The organism is Enterococcus gallinarum (genome assembly GCF_021496385.1).
In the GTDB taxonomy this organism is placed as follows: Bacteria; Bacillota; Bacilli; order Lactobacillales; family Enterococcaceae; genus Enterococcus_D; species Enterococcus_D gallinarum.
On sequence record NZ_CP050816.1, the window covers coordinates 300465 to 319242 of the forward strand.

At 42.2% G+C, this 18778-nt stretch carries 17 protein-coding genes; 6 read left to right on the forward strand and 11 right to left on the reverse strand.

Features of this window, described 5'->3' with window-relative positions:
- Nucleotides 1-130 precede the first annotated feature (130 nt).
- Together HED61_RS01360 and HED61_RS01365 are read right to left on the reverse strand one after the other, a co-directional pair.
- Entirely contained in the window at nucleotides 131-943 is an 813-nt protein-coding gene (locus HED61_RS01360; protein ID WP_003128501.1) for an endonuclease/exonuclease/phosphatase family protein, read from the reverse strand.
- Between the two features lie 218 nt (nucleotides 944-1161).
- Entirely contained in the window at nucleotides 1162-3333 is a 2172-nt protein-coding gene (locus HED61_RS01365; protein WP_005472822.1) for a PTS transporter subunit IIBC, read from the reverse strand.
- Between the two features lie 253 nt (nucleotides 3334-3586).
- On the opposite strand from HED61_RS01365, the gene HED61_RS01370 reads away from it, so the two are divergent.
- Together HED61_RS01370 and HED61_RS01375 are read left to right on the forward strand one after the other, a co-directional pair.
- Entirely contained in the window at nucleotides 3587-5851 is a 2265-nt protein-coding gene (locus tag HED61_RS01370) for a glycoside hydrolase family 65 protein (protein ID WP_005472823.1), read from the forward strand.
- Between the two features lie 114 nt (nucleotides 5852-5965).
- Nucleotides 5966-6985 (forward strand): LacI family DNA-binding transcriptional regulator, encoded by a 1020-nt coding sequence (locus HED61_RS01375; protein WP_081131419.1) that lies wholly within the window; start codon nucleotides 5966-5968, stop codon nucleotides 6983-6985.
- A 63-nt stretch (nucleotides 6986-7048) separates the two neighbouring features.
- On the opposite strand, the gene HED61_RS01380 is transcribed toward HED61_RS01375, so the two are convergent.
- A complete protein-coding gene (locus HED61_RS01380) occupies nucleotides 7049-8014 on the reverse strand; it encodes a ribose-phosphate diphosphokinase (protein ID WP_005472824.1) in 966 nt (321 codons plus the stop codon).
- Between the two features lie 72 nt (nucleotides 8015-8086).
- On the reverse strand, nucleotides 8087-8635 hold the full coding sequence (locus tag HED61_RS01385; RefSeq protein WP_005472825.1) for a C39 family peptidase: 549 nt from the start codon (nucleotides 8633-8635) through the stop codon (nucleotides 8087-8089).
- 157 nt (nucleotides 8636-8792) lie between these two features.
- Between HED61_RS01385 and HED61_RS01390 the strand changes: the two genes are divergently transcribed.
- Complete coding sequence (locus HED61_RS01390; RefSeq protein ID WP_176333068.1) at nucleotides 8793-10685, forward strand: M13 family metallopeptidase; 1893 nt, start codon at nucleotides 8793-8795, stop codon at nucleotides 10683-10685.
- 218 nt (nucleotides 10686-10903) lie between these two features.
- On the opposite strand, the gene HED61_RS01395 is transcribed toward HED61_RS01390, so the two are convergent.
- Genes HED61_RS01395 through HED61_RS01405 form a run of 3 tightly spaced genes read right to left on the reverse strand, consistent with a single transcriptional unit; the run spans nucleotide 10904 to nucleotide 12482 of the window.
- On the reverse strand, nucleotides 10904-11203 hold the full coding sequence (locus HED61_RS01395) for a hypothetical protein (RefSeq protein WP_081131421.1): 300 nt from the start codon (nucleotides 11201-11203) through the stop codon (nucleotides 10904-10906).
- 19 nt (nucleotides 11204-11222) lie between these two features.
- On the reverse strand, nucleotides 11223-11768 hold the full coding sequence (locus HED61_RS01400) for a cysteine hydrolase family protein (RefSeq protein ID WP_003128491.1): 546 nt from the start codon (nucleotides 11766-11768) through the stop codon (nucleotides 11223-11225).
- 18 nt (nucleotides 11769-11786) lie between these two features.
- The gene (locus tag HED61_RS01405; protein WP_003128490.1) at nucleotides 11787-12482 is read right to left on the reverse strand and encodes a 5'-methylthioadenosine/adenosylhomocysteine nucleosidase; all 696 of its coding nucleotides are present in this window, start codon (nucleotides 12480-12482) and stop codon (nucleotides 11787-11789) included.
- 106 nt (nucleotides 12483-12588) lie between these two features.
- On the opposite strand from HED61_RS01405, the gene HED61_RS01410 reads away from it, so the two are divergent.
- Complete coding sequence (locus HED61_RS01410; protein ID WP_255200725.1) at nucleotides 12589-13209, forward strand: class I SAM-dependent methyltransferase; 621 nt, start codon at nucleotides 12589-12591, stop codon at nucleotides 13207-13209.
- Between the two features lie 99 nt (nucleotides 13210-13308).
- Here the strand turns inward: HED61_RS01410 and macP are convergent, their stop codons facing one another.
- Complete coding sequence (gene macP, locus HED61_RS01415) at nucleotides 13309-13605, reverse strand: cell wall synthase accessory phosphoprotein MacP (RefSeq protein ID WP_003128486.1); 297 nt, start codon at nucleotides 13603-13605, stop codon at nucleotides 13309-13311.
- Nucleotides 13598-14176, reverse strand: a complete 579-nt coding sequence (locus tag HED61_RS01420; RefSeq protein WP_219645412.1) for an NUDIX hydrolase — start codon at nucleotides 14174-14176, stop codon at nucleotides 13598-13600. Before HED61_RS01420 ends, macP begins: the two co-directional genes overlap by 8 nt.
- A gap of 213 nt (nucleotides 14177-14389) precedes the next feature.
- Between HED61_RS01420 and HED61_RS01425 the strand changes: the two genes are divergently transcribed.
- Complete coding sequence (locus HED61_RS01425) at nucleotides 14390-15037, forward strand: 5-bromo-4-chloroindolyl phosphate hydrolysis family protein (RefSeq protein ID WP_003128484.1); 648 nt, start codon at nucleotides 14390-14392, stop codon at nucleotides 15035-15037.
- 97 nt (nucleotides 15038-15134) lie between these two features.
- Nucleotides 15135-16328, forward strand: coding sequence for a toxic anion resistance protein (locus HED61_RS01430; RefSeq protein ID WP_003128483.1), 1194 nt, complete (start codon nucleotides 15135-15137; stop codon nucleotides 16326-16328).
- Between the two features lie 133 nt (nucleotides 16329-16461).
- Here HED61_RS01430 and HED61_RS01435 read toward each other — a convergent pair whose 3' ends face one another.
- Both HED61_RS01435 and HED61_RS01440 read right to left on the reverse strand, forming a co-directional pair.
- Nucleotides 16462-17853 (reverse strand): APC family permease, encoded by a 1392-nt coding sequence (locus HED61_RS01435; protein WP_081131424.1) that lies wholly within the window; start codon nucleotides 17851-17853, stop codon nucleotides 16462-16464.
- A gap of 22 nt (nucleotides 17854-17875) precedes the next feature.
- A complete protein-coding gene (locus tag HED61_RS01440; RefSeq protein ID WP_003128481.1) occupies nucleotides 17876-18742 on the reverse strand; it encodes a GRP family sugar transporter in 867 nt (288 codons plus the stop codon).
- Nucleotides 18743-18778: the final 36 nt, after the last annotated feature.

An 18778-nucleotide genomic window follows, 5' to 3' on the forward strand; every position in this document is an offset into this window, starting at 1 on the left:
CAAAATAAAAAGGATGAAATCAGAAATTCGTTTCTGGTCTCATCCTTTTTTTAATCGATTGTCTGCTTCCTGAATCTCTAGCCGATTCAAGCGATAGCAAGCGAATAATCGAAGTCGTCTCTATTCTTGGTTATTCAAAAACCACACAGATACCAAAATGATCGCTGACTATCGGCAGCCGCTGACCGTCAAAGACCACTTCATACTCTACGGGCTGTTCATTCTGTGAGGCAAAGACATAATCGATACGCAAGGCTGTCTGATTGTCTTGCCAGCCATCGATTGCTTTAACAACCGAAGCCTCACCGATCGTTTTTGTTGCGGCAAGAAAACTATCCTGCAGCTGCAATGAACTGTTTTTAACCAGCTGATAACCCAAGCTGTCTGCCTCATTATTGAAATCACCTAAAAGCAAGAGCGATGCTGCTCGCTCAGTCAAAAACGCTTCGGTTTGCTGCCATTCATAGGCAAACTTGCCGTCATTCCACCAAGAAAAATGGCAGCTTAACACTTGGATCATTTTGCCGTCTACTTCTGTGAGACCGCTAAGATTTTTTCGCGTAGTATGGTCCCAGACATCGGTTGTCTCAGAAGCCAAATATTCTTTGGCAATGATTGGATTTTTGGACAGTAAGGCATTCCCTTCATGATAGACATCATAACCCACATGACTGTAAGTCCATGACCAATAATAATCGTGATCCAGAATCTGCAGTTCTTCTACTAAGCGCAAAGCAAAATTGTCTTCTTTGATCTCAAGGATCGCCTCTGTCGGACAATAAAGACCATCCGGAACGATCGTTGTAGCAGCAATCGATTGATTGACTTCTTGCAACGCAATCAAATCATAATCTCCTGCTGCGATTTCTTGTGCGATCACTTTTAATTTTGCTTCTTGATCGTCTTCTAACCAGCTATGGGTGTTTAATGTTAAAACTTTCATGAATAACGCTCCTCTGCGTTTGATTATCTTCTTTCAAAATGTAAATAAAAGAACGGAGCTGTGCCATAAGTATGAACCAGACGAAACTATCCGCACTGTATGAGATCAGCTGTACTTCTCGTGAATTGCGACGAGAAACTACCAGACTGTAGCAACCCCACGATCGTTTGGATATTCAGTTTGGTAAAATACTTATGGCACAGCTCTTAGTCATTTTATTATAGTTTGACGATTCCAACAACTGCTGCAGCTTTTTGCTGACCAGTTTGGGACAATTCAAAGGAATCGATTTGATCGGTATTTGTCATTACTACAACGATCGTTGTATCCTTACCCGCTTCTTTGATAGCTGCGAGATCCATTAAAGCCAACGGGTCACCTTTTGTGACTTGCTGCCCTTCTGTGACAGAAACTGTGAATGGTGCCCCTTGAAGTTCAACAGTATCCAAGCCCATATGAACCAATACTTCGACTCCTTCATCAGATAGCAACCCAATCGCATGTTTCGTAGGAAAAACATTCGTCACTTTCCCAGAAACAGGTGAATACACCTGCGTGTTATCGGGAATCACGCCAAATCCGTCCCCCATCATTTTCTCTGCAAAGACTTGATCACTGACCTCCGTGATCGGAATCACTTGCCCATCGGCTACTGAAACAACCTCAGCGGTTATCCCTTGGCTTTCGTGATTCGTCTCATTAGTGACTTCTTTTATGACTGCTTCAGGAATCGCCACACCGGAATCCAAGATATCCTGGATGTCTGATTTAAGTACATCGGCTTTAGGCCCATATACCGCTTGCACTCCGTTATCTTTTACGATCAAACCTAATGCGCCAGCACCTTTCCAAGACTTTTCGTCTCCTACTGAGCTAGGGTCTTTGACAGAGACCCTTAAACGAGTCATACATGCATCTACATCGCGGATGTTTTCACGTCCTCCCAACAGATGAATGATCTTAACCACTTGAGAGTTTGGATCTAACGTTCCGTCAGAGGCAGTTGTTGCTACGTTTTCGTCAGCTCCTTCTACTTCGTAGTTGCCGTTGCGTCCGGGCGTCGCAAAATTGAATTTTTTGATTAAGAAGTTAGCCAAGAAATACATGCCGACCCCAAATGCGATCGTTACTAGGACAAAATTGATCAAGTCCTGACCCAGACCTGCATTGATCGCCATTGGTGTCCGAGTCAATAGTTCGATATTTCCAAAGGAGTGAACACGCAGGTGAACGATATCCGCCATAGCAAATGCTGCCCCTTGAACGACTGCATAAACAACATATAACGGTACAGCCGCAAACATGAACATAAATTCCAATGGCTCTGTCACGCCTGTCAAGAAAACCGCGATGGCAGCGGATAAATACATCGAGGTATATTTATGGCGTTTGTCTGCATCGACATTGCGATACATTGCATAGGCAAGTCCCATCAAAATACCAGAAGAACCGATCATTTGTCCGACTTTGAAACGTGCAGGCACAAAATTCTCTATCAAGAATTGGTATTGTGAAGTATCCCCTGCATTTCGCATATTGACCAAATCAGTTGCCCAAGCTAACCATAGAGGATCTTGACCGAAAACTTGTGTCCCCGCTTGTGCACCAGATAAGATCGTATAGGTGCCTCCCAATTCAGTATAATTGATGGGAATAGTCAGCATGTGATGCAACCCAAATGGCAATAGTAATCGTTCTAATGTTCCAAACAAGAAAGGTGCTAAAATCGGCGCACTTTCTTGCGATTGTGCGATCCACAAGCCAAAGTTATTGATTCCTGCTTGAATGTAAGGCCAAACGATCGCTAACACGATCGCAACAACCACGGAACGAGCAATTACAACAAACGGGACGAAGCGCTTGCCATTAAAAAACGAAAGCGCATCGGGCAGTTTGCGGAAATTATAGTATTTATTATAAGCAGTCGCACCAACAAACCCGGCGATGATTCCTACAAAAACACCCATGTTCAGTGCCGGAGCTTCTAAGACACTTGTAAAAAAGCCGTCCACCATAATTTTCGTACCGAACAATGTATGAGTAAAAGCCCCTTCTTCCGTCAGCATGGCGCTTGTGACCCCGAAGATCGAACCTGTGATTCGATTGATCAATACAAATGCAATCCCCGCAGCGAATGCCCCGCCTGCGCGTTCTTTCGCCCAACTACCACCGATAGCTAATGCAAATAATAAGTGCAGATTCCCAATAATTGCCCAACCAATATTTTCGATCACACCACCAGTCGTTACCAAAAATGCCCAATCGGCATTAATCATGGGGATCGTCTTCCCAATACTGATCATCAATCCGGCGGCAGGCATAACAGCTACCACAACCATTAGTGCTTTTCCGAATTTCTGCCAGAATTCAAAGCTTAGTAATTTTTTCATCCTCTTTCTTCCTCCTCCACCGTTTTACGCAATCGGTTTCTTAATAACCACATTGTAGCGGAGATTGAAAATTTTGTAAACCGAGAAATTTCAATTTACATTCTCCTCAGTCATTAATTTATAAAAATGCGCAAAAACAGCTCTTTGTCACACTTCTATTTAAAAAAGCATAGAAACCAATGATTTACGCTTGACTAACGCAATCGTTTGCATTTATTATAGAGTTATCAAAAAGATTTTGGAGGAAAAACCTATGAAAAAAATCCAGCGTTTGTTCGATATCGATCCTTGGAAAATCGCAACAACTACTTTAGATAAAGAAAATCGCCGACTACAAGAGTCGCTTACAAGTATTGGAAATGGCTACATGGGGATGCGGGGTAATTTTGAAGAACAATATAGTGGCGATCACCATCTAGGGACTTATCTGGCAGGGGTCTGGTATCCAGACAAAACTCGTGTTGGCTGGTGGAAAAATGGCTATCCGGATTATTTTGGAAAAGTGATCAATGCTGTTAACTTCATTGCAATGGATCTTTTCATCAACAATCAGGCTGTTGATCTTGCGAAAATCAGTCCGAGCGATTTTTATATGGAACTGGATATGCAAACAGGAATTTTACGCCGGACATTTACGGTTTCATTAGCTGGCGCAACTGTCAAATTTACTTTTGAGCGCTTTTTAAGTATCGTCAAGCGAGAAATGGCGGTAATCACGATGCAGGCAGAAATCCTTGAAGGATCAGCAGAAATCACAGTCATTTCTAAACTAGACAATAATGTCCGCAATGAAGATAGTAATTACGAAGAACGCTTCTGGGAAGAATTAGACCACGGCAGCTCAGGCAACTATCGTTATCTGACCACCCGTACCATTGAAAACAACTTTGACATTGAGCAATTCACGGTCACTGCCGCAATGCGTCATAGTCAAGAGCCAGCATCCACAGAGACGAGTGAATTGACGATTGCTGACGCGTTTACTTTTACAGGAGAAACAGGAGCTGTCTTTCATTTACAAAAAGACGTGATTATCGTTACCAGTCGTGATGTCAATCCTCATGATCAAGTAACAAAAATTGCAGAGCTTTTCCAAGTGTACAGCGCACCTTACGAAGACTTACGGCAAGAACAAGTCAATGCTTGGAAAGATCGCTGGGCATTAGCTGATGTGATCATTGAAGGCGATGCTGCTGCGCAACAAGGAATTCGTTTCAATTTATTCCAACTCTTCTCGACTTATTATGGAGAAGATGAACGTTTAAATATTGGACCTAAAGGATTTACCGGTGAAAAATACGGTGGCGCTACTTATTGGGATACAGAAGCCTATGCTGTGCCTCTTTATTTGGCATTAGCGAAACCAGAAATCACTCGGAATTTGTTGAAATATCGCCACAATCAATTGCCGCAAGCCCATATCAATGCGCAAAAACAAGGCTTGGCTGGCGCGCTTTATCCTATGGTGACATTTACAGGGATCGAATGCCACAATGAATGGGAAATCACCTTTGAAGAGATCCATCGAAATGGTGCAATCGCTTATGCCATCTATAACTACACGAATTACACAGGTGATACCAGCTATCTGAAAAAAGAAGGCTTGGAAGTATTAACGGCCATCGCTCGTTTCTGGGCAGATCGTGTCCATTATTCCAAACGTCAGCAAAAATATATGATCCATGGCGTTACCGGCCCCAACGAATATGAGAATAACATCAACAATAACTGGTATACAAACAAGATGGCTACCTGGGTCTTGAGCTATACTTTACAAAGTTATAAAGAATATGCCACAGAAGCAACCGTAACGATCCCAGAAAAAGAGCAAGACTACTGGCAGGATATCATTGACAATATGTATTTCCCAGAAGATCAAGACTTAGGAATTTTCGTTCAGCACGATACCTTCTTAGACAAAGATTTGATGCCAGTCACTGATTTAGATCCAGAAAACTTGCCATTGAATCAAAATTGGTCATGGGACCGAATCTTGCGCTCTTGCTTTATCAAACAAGCGGATGTCTTACAAGGAATCTATTTCTTTGGGGATCAATTTACAGAAGAGGAAAAACGAAACAACTTTGACTTCTATGAACCAATGACAGTGCACGAGTCTTCCCTGTCTCCTAGTATCCATGCCATCTTAGCAGCCGAGCTGGGAATGGAAGAAAAAGCACTGGAAATGTATGAACGAACGGCTCGGCTAGATTTGGATAACTACAACAATGATACCGACGATGGTTTGCATATCACTTCAATGACTGGCAGTTGGTTAGCGATCGTTCAAGGATTTGCCCAAATGAAGACGGACCATGCCCATCTAGGTTTTGCCCCGTTTCTACCGAAGACTTGGAACAGCTATGCTTTCCATATCAATTATCGCGGACGCTTATTATTCATTTCTGTTAAAGAAGAAACTGTCACACTAAAGAAAATCAGTGGTGAGCCATTGACGGTTCAGCTTTATGGAAAAGAGCATCTGCTGGAAGAAGAAGTCTCAGTAACTATTGCTTAATTATTGATCAGAAACCAAGAAAGAAGAAATGAAGGCATTTCTTCTTTCTTTTCTTTCCGGCTACCAAAATAACACAACTTTATGATACTATAAGCTAAAAAAGGAGGGAAAACAGTGAGCGTAACTGTCAAAGATGTCGCCAAAAAAGCCGGCGTCGCTACTTCAACTGTTTCTCGGGTCGTGAATGATCACCCTAGTATCTCTGAAGACACAAAAAAGAAAGTACGCAAAATCATGGCTGAAATGGGTTACGTGCCAAATTTGGCTGCGCGAAATCTAGGCAAGCAGATTTCAAGCGCGATCGGTGTTATCTTGCCGCCTTTGGATTCAAAGGAACGGCTAGGAAATCCTTTCTATTTAGAAACGATCGAAGCCATCAACGAAGAAGCTCGCCACCACCAAATGACGGTTGCGGTTGCCTCTGCCCGTGATTTTGATACATTATTGAAAAATGTGGAACGTATGCACCTTCAAAAACAAGTGGATGGTTTTATCTTAGTCTATTCCGATGAAAAAGATCCAATCATTGATTATTTAGTTCGTAAAAAAGTTCCTTTCACATTGATTGGACATCCTTACAGCAATGAAGAAAATATCGTTTTTGTTGATAATGACAACCAAATGCTGGGAAAACAAGCGACAGAGTATCTGATCTCCCAAGGACACTCTAAGATATTGTTTGCTACGAATACAACTCACGAAAATCTCTATTTCGAACGTTTCTTTGGCTATCAAAAAGCAATGATGCTAGCCAACCTGCCTTTTTATCCGGCATTGACATTTGAACAGGCAGAAGACTATGTCAATTTCGAGACAACGATCAAAGAGACCGAAGCAACGGCAATCGTAGTAATCGATGATCTTTTTGCAGTTCGGATCATCCAACTGGCAACGATGTTCGGGTATAAAGTTCCGGATGATCTATCTGTGATCAGCTTTAATAACTCGATTTTTGCTACATTGACCCATCCTTACTTGACCAGCATTGACATCAACGTCTTATCCTTAGGAAAAATCGCCACAGAAAGCTTGATGGCACAATTAAACCATGAAGGTTCAAATGCGGTTCAGCTTGTCGTCCCGCATAAGCTGATTAAACGAGAGACTGTCTTGAACCTCAATAACTTAGCATAAATTGCACTGTCTCATGACAAATAAGAAGCAAGAAAGTCCAGAATAACCGGACTCTCTTGCTTCTTATTTGTATTCTTTGCTTTCTAACCGAAACAGGGGACTCATCGGTGTATTTTCGTGGATTCGTTTGACAGCCTCGCCCATCAGTTCTGCACAAGAAAGGTAAGACAACCGTTCTGGATGCCGTTCTTCGGCAGTCCAACAAGAATCTGTGACACAAATGTTTTCGATGACAGATTGATCAAGAATGTCTTTGGCTGGTGGTGACAATAACGCATGAGAGACGCACGCATAAATCTCACTAGCTCCTGCTTCTTTTAGCAAATCTGCTGCCTTTGACAATGTTTTGCCTGTATTCAAAATATCATCTACTAAAATACATTTTTTGCCGGCAACATCTCCAATCACATAGCCACCATCTGCCTCATCTTGATCAACGATCGCAATCGCTGTATCTAAATATTCGGCTAAACTGCGGGTCCGCTGAACTCCGCTATTTTTGGGAGAGACAACGACATATTCGTCTCCGATCATTTTTTTCTCGCGATAATAATGCGCGAAAAGCGGAATCGTAAATAGATTATCAACAGGAATATCAAAGAAGCCTTGCACCTGCACGGCATGCAGATCCAATGTCAAGATCCGTGTCGCCCCAGCTTCCACTAACATATTGGCAATCAATTTTGCCGTGATCGGTTCATGAGGATTTGCCGTCCGGTCTTGTCTTGCATACGCATAGTACGGTAAAACCACATTAATCGTTTTGGCACTTGCACGTTTCATGGCATCGATCATGATCAACAATTCAAGATAGTGATCATTGACTGGTTCATTGGTTGATTGAATGATAAAAATATGATCGCCACGAACACTTTCCTCAATATTGATCGCGATCTCTCCATCACTAAATTGTGTTACTTTTGACTTACCTAACTCTGTACCGAAAACTTTTGCAATTTTCTCGGCTAACGGTCTGTTACCGTTCAAACTGAAAATCTTCAATGAACTATCTTTATAACTTTCGCCCATGTCTGCCTCCAAGTGAAGTGAATTGTTTCTTTTATTCTAGCACATTATAGGTGCTTTTTTCATTAAATTAATTTAAGGTAACGAGACGGTTCCGTTAATCCAGCTGGCTGGAATCACTTGATTGTAATTCCCCCAGTTGTCATGAACTTTTAGATAACGTCCGGTCTCTGTTTCTAAATAAGCATATGCGACTACCCAGTGATTGCCGTAGGTACTTCCTAAAGGCTTCAAGAGACCAACGATCACCGGTTTGCCTTGATCGATCCGTTTGCAGGCTCGCTGCCAGCCGCCGAAAACTGTGGCACGCCCCCGATAAGGTAGATCAAAATGAGTGAAAAAGCGTGATAGTCCATGAGCCACCTGCCAAGCAATCGTTGGCAATCCATGAGGTTGAATCAAGAGCCGCAAGATGTCAGTCAGTGCGCCCGGCTGCAGCTGATTTTTCCTTCTCACTGTTTTAGGGATGATCTGCTCATCGATATAATCTTGATAATAAGCCAAAAACACGGTGGCAGCATAAGTTCCGCACAAATAGCCGGAAGGTGTTACCCAAGATTTGTAGCGTCGGAATCGTTCTTCTGGTATTCCCTGCCAAGTATCTATGTTCTCTCTTTCTTCCATCGCCATTCCTCCTTACCAAAGTATATCTTAATAGTACCACGGGAATCAGCCGGTTTAGACACTAAGGAACTTTTTCGTTAAGAAAAAAACAAACTTTTTTTGCGTACTGGAAAATTTTGTTCCATAATAGGAGAAAGCATAAAAAGGAGCGAAGCATATGACAACATTATTAAAAGATGATTTTTATGATTATGTGAATGGCGATTGGTTGGAATCAGCGGTGATCCCTGCGGATAAACCGGCAACTGGAGGTTTTCAAGATCTGGTAGACGGAATCGATCAGTTGATGATGGCTGAGTTCAAGAATATGGCGGCAGATCCTTTAGCAATTCCTAAAGGAAAAATGAAAGACGCCGTTGCTTTCTATCGCTTAGCAAGCGATTTTGCTACCCGTGATGAAAACGCAGGTCAAGAAGTTTTGCCGATTTTGGCAAAAATCGAAACCCTTGCGTCTTATGACGAGTTAAATGCACAGCTACCTGAATTCATTCTTAACGGCATCCAACTACCATTTGCTTTCGATATCGACTCCGATATGAAAAACGCGAAAATGAATACACTGTTGGCCTATCCGCCAGCAACGATCTTGCCTGACAAAACATATTATACTGACCACCCGCAGGCAGAAGAGTTACTACAAGTTTTCTTCGACAATGCTGTTGCGCTCTTAACGAAATTAGGGAAATCACAATCCGAAGCAGAGTCGCTGGTAGAACAAACACTGGCTTTTGATAAATTGATTGCTCCTCATGTTCGCAGTGCGGAAGAAAATGCCGATTACAGCAAAAATTACAATCCGCAAAGTCTAGATACCTTTGCACAGCATTCGGCGCAACTCGACTTCAAAAAGACATTAACCGCTTTATTAAATGCCGAACCAGAAGAGCTGATCGTGACTGAGCCTGAGTACTTTGAGGCATTCGATATCATTGTCTCTCCTACCCACTTTGATTTATTGAAAAGCTGGATGATCGTTCATCAAAGTTTGCGCTACACTGGATATCTTAGTGAAGAACTACGCCAACTCGGCGGAGCCTACAATCGGTACCTCTCTGGCGTTGATGAAGCGATGCCTAAAGAAAAAGCCGCCTATTATCTGACGATTGGCCAATTTAGTCAAGTCGTCGGTGATTATTATGGTCGCAAGTATTTTGGTGAAAAAGCAAAAAATAATGTAAAACATATGGTGGAAACGATGATCGGCGTCTATCAAGATCGTTTGACCAGCAATACTTGGCTCAGCGAGCATACCAAACAAAAAGCAATCGTTAAATTAAATAAACTAGGAATCCATGTCGGTTATCCAGACAAAATCCCAGCTATCTATGATCGACTGCACACAGATCCTGATGCATCATTGTTACAAAATGCACTACGTTTTGGACGTATCTTCCGGGAAGATCTTTTTAGCAAATGGCAAAAACCGGTCGATCGCGAGGAGTGGGAAATGTCTGCAGCAACAGTCAATGCCTACTATCATCCTTTCAAGAATGTGATCGTCTTCCCAGCAGCTATTTTACAAGCACCATTTTACAGTCTGTCTCAATCAGCAAGTGCCAATTATGGCGGGATCGGTGCAGTGATCGCTCATGAGATTTCCCATGCGTTTGATAATAACGGAGCCAAATTTGATGAATTCGGCAACCTGAATAATTGGTGGACAGCAGAGGACCTGGCCCATTTTGAGACATTGGCTCAAGAAATGATCAATGAATTCGACGGCTTGCCATTTGCTGGTGGAACGGTCAATGGCACCTTGACAGTATCGGAAAATATTGCCGATGCTGGTGGATTAAGCTGTGCACTAGAAGCAGCAGAAAAAGAAACTGACGTCTCACTAGAAGACTTCTTTATCAATTGGGCAAAAATTTGGCGCACAAAAGCCAAAGAACAATATCAACAGTTGCTGCTAGCCATTGATGTTCATGGCCCTGCCAAGTTACGGGCCAACATCCAAGTTCAAAACATCGATTCCTTCTTCACCACTTTCGGTATTGAACCAGGAGATGGCATGTACCGGGCTCCTGAAGACCGTGTTCAAATCTGGTAAGATACAGCTTGCTACGAGGCATTTGTTACGAACTGTTTGGTTATGAATCATTGGTCCATTTGTTGATGCAACTTTTCTAAAAAAAGAGGATTCACCTCACATCATTAGCCAAAGTAGTTCAGAAATACAATCAGCCGCCACCTTCATCAAAAGATACAATATTAAGACCGCCCCCGAAAAGTTAGCAGCAAACAGCTAACTTTTCGGGGGCGGTGATTTTATTTTCCTAGTGCTTTTTTGATCATTTCGATTAGAGAATCGAATTGGGAATGGTCCTTTACGACTTGGTCAGCATGATGCCGGTTGCTTCTATCTTTCATAAAGTCCATGAGTTGATCTTTATCTTGAATGCCTAGTTTTGTCATCAATGCTTCCACATTTTCAAAATCGGTATACTTTTGCATGAACGTATCATTCAAAATCTTGTCAACATCCAATTCACCGCTTTTATAGGACTGATACAATCCTGTCAATTCACTGAAACTAAACTGTTCTTTTAATTGATCCATAAATCCCATTACACTCAGCTCCTTTTTTTTAAAGAATAGTAGCCCCTAATGTCTGCTCAAAGTGGCGCAACGCCCATTCATGACCGACTGGATCGAAACTTGCGACAGCATCTTTGAAAATAAATAATCGATACCCAAGGTTATACGCATCGACAGCCGTATGCAAGATACAGATATCTGTACAGACACCAGTCAAATAAAGTGCAGTAATGCCCCGTTCCCGTAAACGAATGTCAAGATCTGTCCCACTAAACGCCGAGTAGTGGCGCTTATCGATCCAGTAAACATTTTCTTTTTCTTTGTGATCTTCATACACTGCAGCTAGTGTCCCGTAGAGATTCCGTCCCTCTGACCCTGCCAGATTATGAGGAGGAAACAACTGATTTTCTGGATGATAAGGATCTTCTGCTTCATGGCGATCAATGGCAAAGACAACAAAATCCCCTTGATCGATAAATCGTTGGGTATGATCTACTAATGTTGTTTCAATCGCTTGACCCGCTTGACCGGTCGTCAAACGACCAGTATCAGCTACAAAATCGACCGTATAATCAATTGAGAGTAATGCGTTCATTTGTGATCTCCTCCAATTTTATTTCAGCTTTTTAACAAAGGCGAGCACCATTTCTGCAGAGCGCTTGCCGGCTTCCAAAATGAATTCGTCAAAGGAAACTGTTGCAGCATGATCCGCAGTGTCGCTGATGGCTCTTACGACAAGGAAAGGAATATTGAATTGCTTCGCTGTTTGGGCGATCGCAGCACCTTCCATCTCGCAAGCCAAAGCGTCTGGGAAGTGCCTTAGGATTTCTTGTACTTTACGTCCGTCATTGATAAAGCTGTCCCCTGTTACGATCAAGCCATTTTTTACATTGTGGTTCGTTGCTTCTGCGGCTTTGGTCATTTCGCCGATCAAGTAACGACTGGCCTCGAAATACAAAGGCATTCCCCCTGGGAGTTGCCCATATGTATACCCAAATCCAGTAACATCTACATCGAAATAAGCTAGTTTTTCTGAAATCACAAGGTCGCCGACGGCTAAACCAGCACCGATTCCCCCAGCAGATCCAGTATTGATCACCATGTTGACCCCATATTGCTGAATCAGCAAACTTGTTGTCAGTGAAGCGGCAACTTTCCCGATTCCAGATCGAACAACGATCACTTCATGATTGCCGATACTGCCGGAAATAAATAGTGCTCCAGCTCGCTCCCAAGATAAGGGAGCTTCCAATGCTTCCCGCAAGATCTTGATTTCTTCATCCATTGCACCGATAATACCAATTTTCATCTTGTAGCCTCCTGACGATCCTATACATTATATCTTAATAAAAGATCATTTTTTCTCCTTTTATGATAAACTAGTTTTACTCAAAGGAACAGTTTTTTGTCAGACCATTAAGGAGGTTTTTATGTCTGAGATATTTAATAAAATGGCCGACCATTACGATACACCCCCAAGGATTGCTCTAGCTGAAAAGATTACAGCAGCAGTAAGACCCCAACTGATGAATGCCCGTGAACAAATTCTTATTGATTATGGCGGCGGAACAGGTCTTGTTAGTTTACCGCTGGCCCCTTTAGTCAAGCAACTGCAGATTTGGGATACTGCGGAGGGCATGCTGGCGATCGTTGATCAGAAGGTCACCCAGCAAGGGCTGACAAATGTTTCTGGATCACTCCACGATTTAACGAAGGAGTCCATTCATGAAGAAGCAGATATCGTTCTGTTATCGCTGGTAATGCTTCATATTCCCGACACAGAACATTTACTGCAGCAACTTTATCAATTGTTAAAACCCGGCGGACGTTTGTTCATCGTTGATTTCAATAAAAACCAATCCGTCTCACATCCTAAAGTACACAATGGATTTGAGCAAGACACGCTGCTCCAACTAGCAGAATCAGTAGGTTTTGATTCAGTAAGTTATGAAACATTTTTTGAAGGTCCACAGTTGTTTATGGGGCAAGATGCTGCTCTTTTTCTATATAGCGCTGCTAAGCCATCCCAGCCATAAAACAAAAAAACCAGCATGCTGAGCGCTGATGCTCTGCGTGCTGGTTTTTGATTAGATACATGTGCTGATCAACGAATTAAACCCGATTAATCGTGTTCCTTAAAGCAAAAAGATCGCTAATGCAACTACGATCAGCAGCAATGCCACTACCACGATTGCTTTGATCAAAAAAGTATTCAAGTTGCGGGACTTCTGATTTTCTCCTGCTCTCGTTTTAGTGATCGCTTTATTTTTTTTACGGACTTTCCGATAATGATTGTCGATTTGCTTTTCTTTTTGCTTCCACTCTTTGTTTGCTTGCTTAGCAACGATCTTTTGGTTTCGCTCAGAAGCAGCCATTTCTTCTTCACGACGTCGACGCAATTCAGAGCGGGTGATCAGTGGTTCTTTAGGCACGGCTGTTCCTCCGTTTCAATTCTAAAAGCTCCCAAAAATGAATCGCAAAAATCGTTTTTGCATCACAGATCGTTCCATCTGCGATTGCTGCTTTGGCTTCTTTCATTGTCAATTCATACACTTCCAATACTTCATCCTCATCTTGAGGCAGCGGGTTCTCTACTTTTTGTAATTGTTTCGCGTGAAACAAATGCAGCACTTCATTAGCAAAGCCCGGGGAAAGGTACATCGAATGCACATGTTCCAACGTTGATGCTCGGTAGCCGGTTTCCTCTTCTAATTCACGAGCACCAGTTAATTCGGGCTGTGCACCTTCTCCTGGATCGATCTTGCCTGCCGGAATCTCTAAAATGACTTTCTCTAATGGCTTGCGAAACTGGCGGACAAAAATCATTTTATTTTCTTCTGTCACAGCGATCACTGCAACACCGCCTGGATGAAAGACCAACTCTCGTTTGCTAGTACCGCCATTTGGTAATGCGACATCATCAACAACGACATCAATGATTTTTCCATGAAAAATCTCGTTTCTGGCAATCGTTTTTTCTTCAAAATCTTTATAGGTTAACATTTTTTCACCTGACCTTTAACGTCTTTTCTACAAAATACTTTAGCATAGTTTCTCAAAAATATCTCCTTAAGAAAGAGCAAGAAAGATTATGATTTTACTAAATATCGGAAAATCCACCCCAAGTCTGATATTTTTCTACTAGTGAACATGCTAAAATAAGGATGTCGAACAATCCCTATATTACTTGTCCAAAGAATTTTAGGAGGAGGAAAAATGAAAAAAAATATTTGGCTGATCGTTTCTGCGATCGCTGTAATCACACTTTTTGCCTTTATCAGTTCCACAGGCACTGATTTATTTACTGTCTTGTTGCTGATCGTTGGCGCGATTCTGGTATTTATCGGTCTGAAGGGGCGTAAGGTAGAAGCAAATCCCAATGTGTTACCTATACTGACGAAAGAAAAAGAAGCGCATTACTTGAAAAGCGGTATGTCTCCAAGTGAAATCGAACTGTTCCGAGAAACCATGAATCAAACCAAACAACAGATCGAGCATTTACAAAAAAACATCAACCGCAGCAATAAATTAAAAGCGATCGACTTGCGTCATGATGCATTACGCGCTTCGAAAGCACTGTTCAAAGAGTTGGTCAAAGAACCGACGAAATTACATTCGGCGAGTCATTTTCTTTACACCCATTTGCCGAACATGGTTGATTTGACAGACAAATTCATTGAGATCAATGAACATGAGATCAAAAGCCGTGAAACCTATGAAAAAATCGAAGAAAGCACTCAAATCATTGAACAAATGGCCTCGTTGATCGCTAAAGATTATCAGCAGTTTGTGGCAGATGATTTAGATGATCTTGATATCGAGTTATCCATTGCCAAACAAAGCATAAAACGAGATAATGAATAGGGATGGATTCCTTTGCTCGATCTTCGAATGAAGCGATCCAAAAAAAAATCTAGCCCAGGCTAGATTTTTTTCGAAACAAGACTTAGGAGGAGTTAGAATGACGGAGACACCAAATCAAGTTAAACCAGTAAACGATACTCTTGATGATCTATTGAATAATCCATTTGCAACCCCTGTCGATACATTGACGACAACCCAGCAGGCAGAGATCAATGCCTTGCAAGAACAACAAAAAGCCTCTCGCTTAATTGATAAATTACCACCTGAGCGACAAGCACAGGCACAAGAGTTAGCGAATAAGATTGATCCAACCGACCAACAAGCAGTCATTACCTATGGCGCAGCTGCTCAAACCAAGCTGGGAGAATTCTCTCAATCGATGCTGAATCATGTGCAAGCAGCAGATATCGGACCTGTTGGTGATTCATTGACAGAGTTGATGTATCGTCTGCAAGAAGCTAATCCAGATGAATTACGGGCAGGAGAAGGCAATCTCTTCAAACGGATGTTTGGCAAAGTCAAACAATCGATTTTTGAGATCACCGCTAAATACCAAAAAATCGGTGCTCAAATCGATAAAATCGCTGTTAAATTAGACAAAGAAAAAGACGGTCTGTTAAAAGACAATTTGATGTTGGAACAGCTTTACCAAAAAAACAAAGATTACTTCGATGCATTGAATATCTATATTGCTGCCGGTGAGTTAAAAATGCAAGAACTACAAACAACGATTATTCCTGAAGCAATGAAAAAAGCACAAGAAACGAATGATCAGATGGATGTACAGATCGCCAATGACTATACGCAATTTTTGGATCGCTTAGATAAGCGGACCCATGACTTGCGCTTGGCCCGTCAGATCACGATCCAACAAGCACCACAGATCCGTTTGATCCAAAATACCAACCAAGCATTAGCAGAAAAGATTCAGGCATCTGTCAATACAGCGATTCCTTTATGGAAAAACCAAGTCGTTATCGCACTGACTTTATTGCGTCAAAAAGATGCGGTTACTGCACAACGCCAAGTTTCGGAAACAACGAATGATCTCTTACGTAAGAACTCTGAAATGCTGAAGGTCTCTGCGATCGAAACAGCTAAAGAAAACGAACGAGGAATCGTTGATATCGAAACGCTGCAAAAAACGCAAAACGATCTTGTCGAAACAATTCAGGAAACATTGCGTATCCAAAAAGAAGGAAAAGAAAAACGCAGAGCGGCCGAAGTGGAATTGGGTCACTTGGAAGAAGACCTCAAAGATCGCTTGTTAGACTTGACTGGAAACAAATAATTCAGGCAGACGCAATACTGTTTTCTATTAGCTGAACGAGACTCTGGGAATCTCTCAGGGGCTCGTTTTTTACAGTGTCATCACTTTTGGTTTCCTGCCAAGACATGAACAAAAACAAGAGCGTTAGCAAACACTAACGCTCTTGCTGGTTTTCTTCATTCAATGCACTATTGCGGTACCCATAGATAAAATAGATCAGCAAACCAATGACGATCGTAATACCAAAAACGATCCAAGTGGCTGTCTGCAATCGCGTCATCAAGAACAAACAGCTAGCAACAGAAACTAATGGCAAGACTGGCACAAGCGGCACCTTGAATTCCCCTTTTTTGGGCATGCCCATCATTTTACGCAGCTTGATGATCCCCAACGACATTAAGATCAAGTAGGCCAATGCCACGATATTCGTTAATTCTGCCAAAATATTCAATGGAAAAGCTGCGGCAAAAAAGAAGGCGACGACTCCAGCTGCATAAGTCGCTTTTTTCGGTGTCTTATGCTTAGGATCAATTTTTTGCAATGATTTTGGCAACAAGCCATCCTTACTGATAGCATAAAGCAAACGTGCTAATGAGTACATCATGGAAATCGTCACTGTCAGCAGCGTTAAAATGGCACCCACCGAAATCACCGAACCAACTACGCCGTGATCGATATATCGCATGGCAAAAGCTACCGGATCATTGACATTCAATTCTGTAAAGGGAACGATTCCAGTCAAAATCAGCGTGACCACGATATACAATAAGGTAGCGATCGCAATTGAACCGATAATTCCCCGGGGCACATCTTTTTTCGGATTTTCAACTTCTTCCGCAGCCATTGCGACCGCATCAAAGCCCAAAAAAGCAAAGAAAACAAGTGCCGCCCCATTAAAGACGCCCGAAAATCCGAAAGGCATGAACGGCTGCCAGTTGCTTGGCTTCACAAAAAATACCCCAAAAAAGATAAAAAGCGCAATGATCCCGAATTTGACCCAAACCATAGCATTGTTCAATCGCAAGGCTTTTTTGGCTTCTTGACTTACCCAAATCGTCACAAAAATGATCACTAATCCTGCAATCAGATCAATGTACGTTCCTTCGCCAGGATTATAGCCAGCAGTCAGCGCTTTTGGCAGATGCACACCGATACTTGTCAAGAACCCTTGGACATAACCGGACCAGCCAGAGGCCACCGAAGATACTGCCAACATAAACTCGCATAGCAGAAACCAGCCAGCGAGCCATGCAACAAATTCGCCAAATACAACATACACATACGAATAGGCACCGCCTAATACAGGGATACGGGAAGCAAACTCCGCAAAAGAGAGCCCTGATAAGATAACGACAAAAGCCGCTAAGACAAATGACAAGATCAATGCTGGCCCTGCATATACAGCAGAAGCCACACCGGTCACAACAAAAATCCCTGTGCCGATGATTGCGCCAATACCCAACATGATCAAGTCTTTCAATTTCAAATCTTTTTTCAAATGACTAACGGGACTGGCTTCAATAGTTTTTTTACGAAATAAATCCATAAATCCTCCTAAATTTCACTACTTATGCAGCTTTCATATACCCTAGAAGGATACCACCAAAAATAACAAGCAAGCAACCAAAAACCACATATTTGAACTCTTTTTTGGTTTTTTTCTCCCCTAATAAGAATATGCCTCCCAGTGTAGAGATAATAATCCCCATCTGTGACAGCGAGAAACCCACGGCCAGTCCGATCTGTTGAACTGTTATCAACATACAAACATTTCCTATTCCCCACAACAATCCTGATAATGTATTCTTCCAGACCGCCCGATTGACTTTGGTTTTTCTTAGAGCAAAGAAACTAGCGCCAATCAGCATGCCTATACTCTGAGGCAAGATAATTGCCAATGGGTCAATTCCCGCCCAAGTAATAATGATTGTGTAAGCACCATAGCCAATTGTTGAGGAAATCAACGAACGAAAGCCTCTAGGAAAATCCAACATCTTGTTTTCTGTCTCAGGCATTTGTTCCCCGTCTTGTCGTGCGGTCAAATAGGCACCAGTTACTAATAAAATCAATGCGGTGATTCCCAACAAATAGTCTCGTGATTGCGTCCATTCGCCAAAAAAAAGGGCTCCAGCAATTGTATTTAAGATCAATTGCATACCAGTAGATAACGGAAGCCCCACCGAAACGCCCAGATATTTCATTCCATGAAATTGACCATTTTGACCAACTGACCAGCAAAGTCCTGACAGCAAACCAATCACTACGATCCAGCCATCAATCGTAGGCATAGTGACAAAGAAAACAATCAGTGAAAAAAGGAATGCACCAATTGTCATTCCTAATGTCTGTTGATTCGCATCCCCACCTAATTTTCCACTGACCAATCCGATACTGCCCCAGGCAAACATCGGTATTAAAGCAAATACTATACTCATCTTATCCATCCTTATCATTCAATTTGACACACAAGG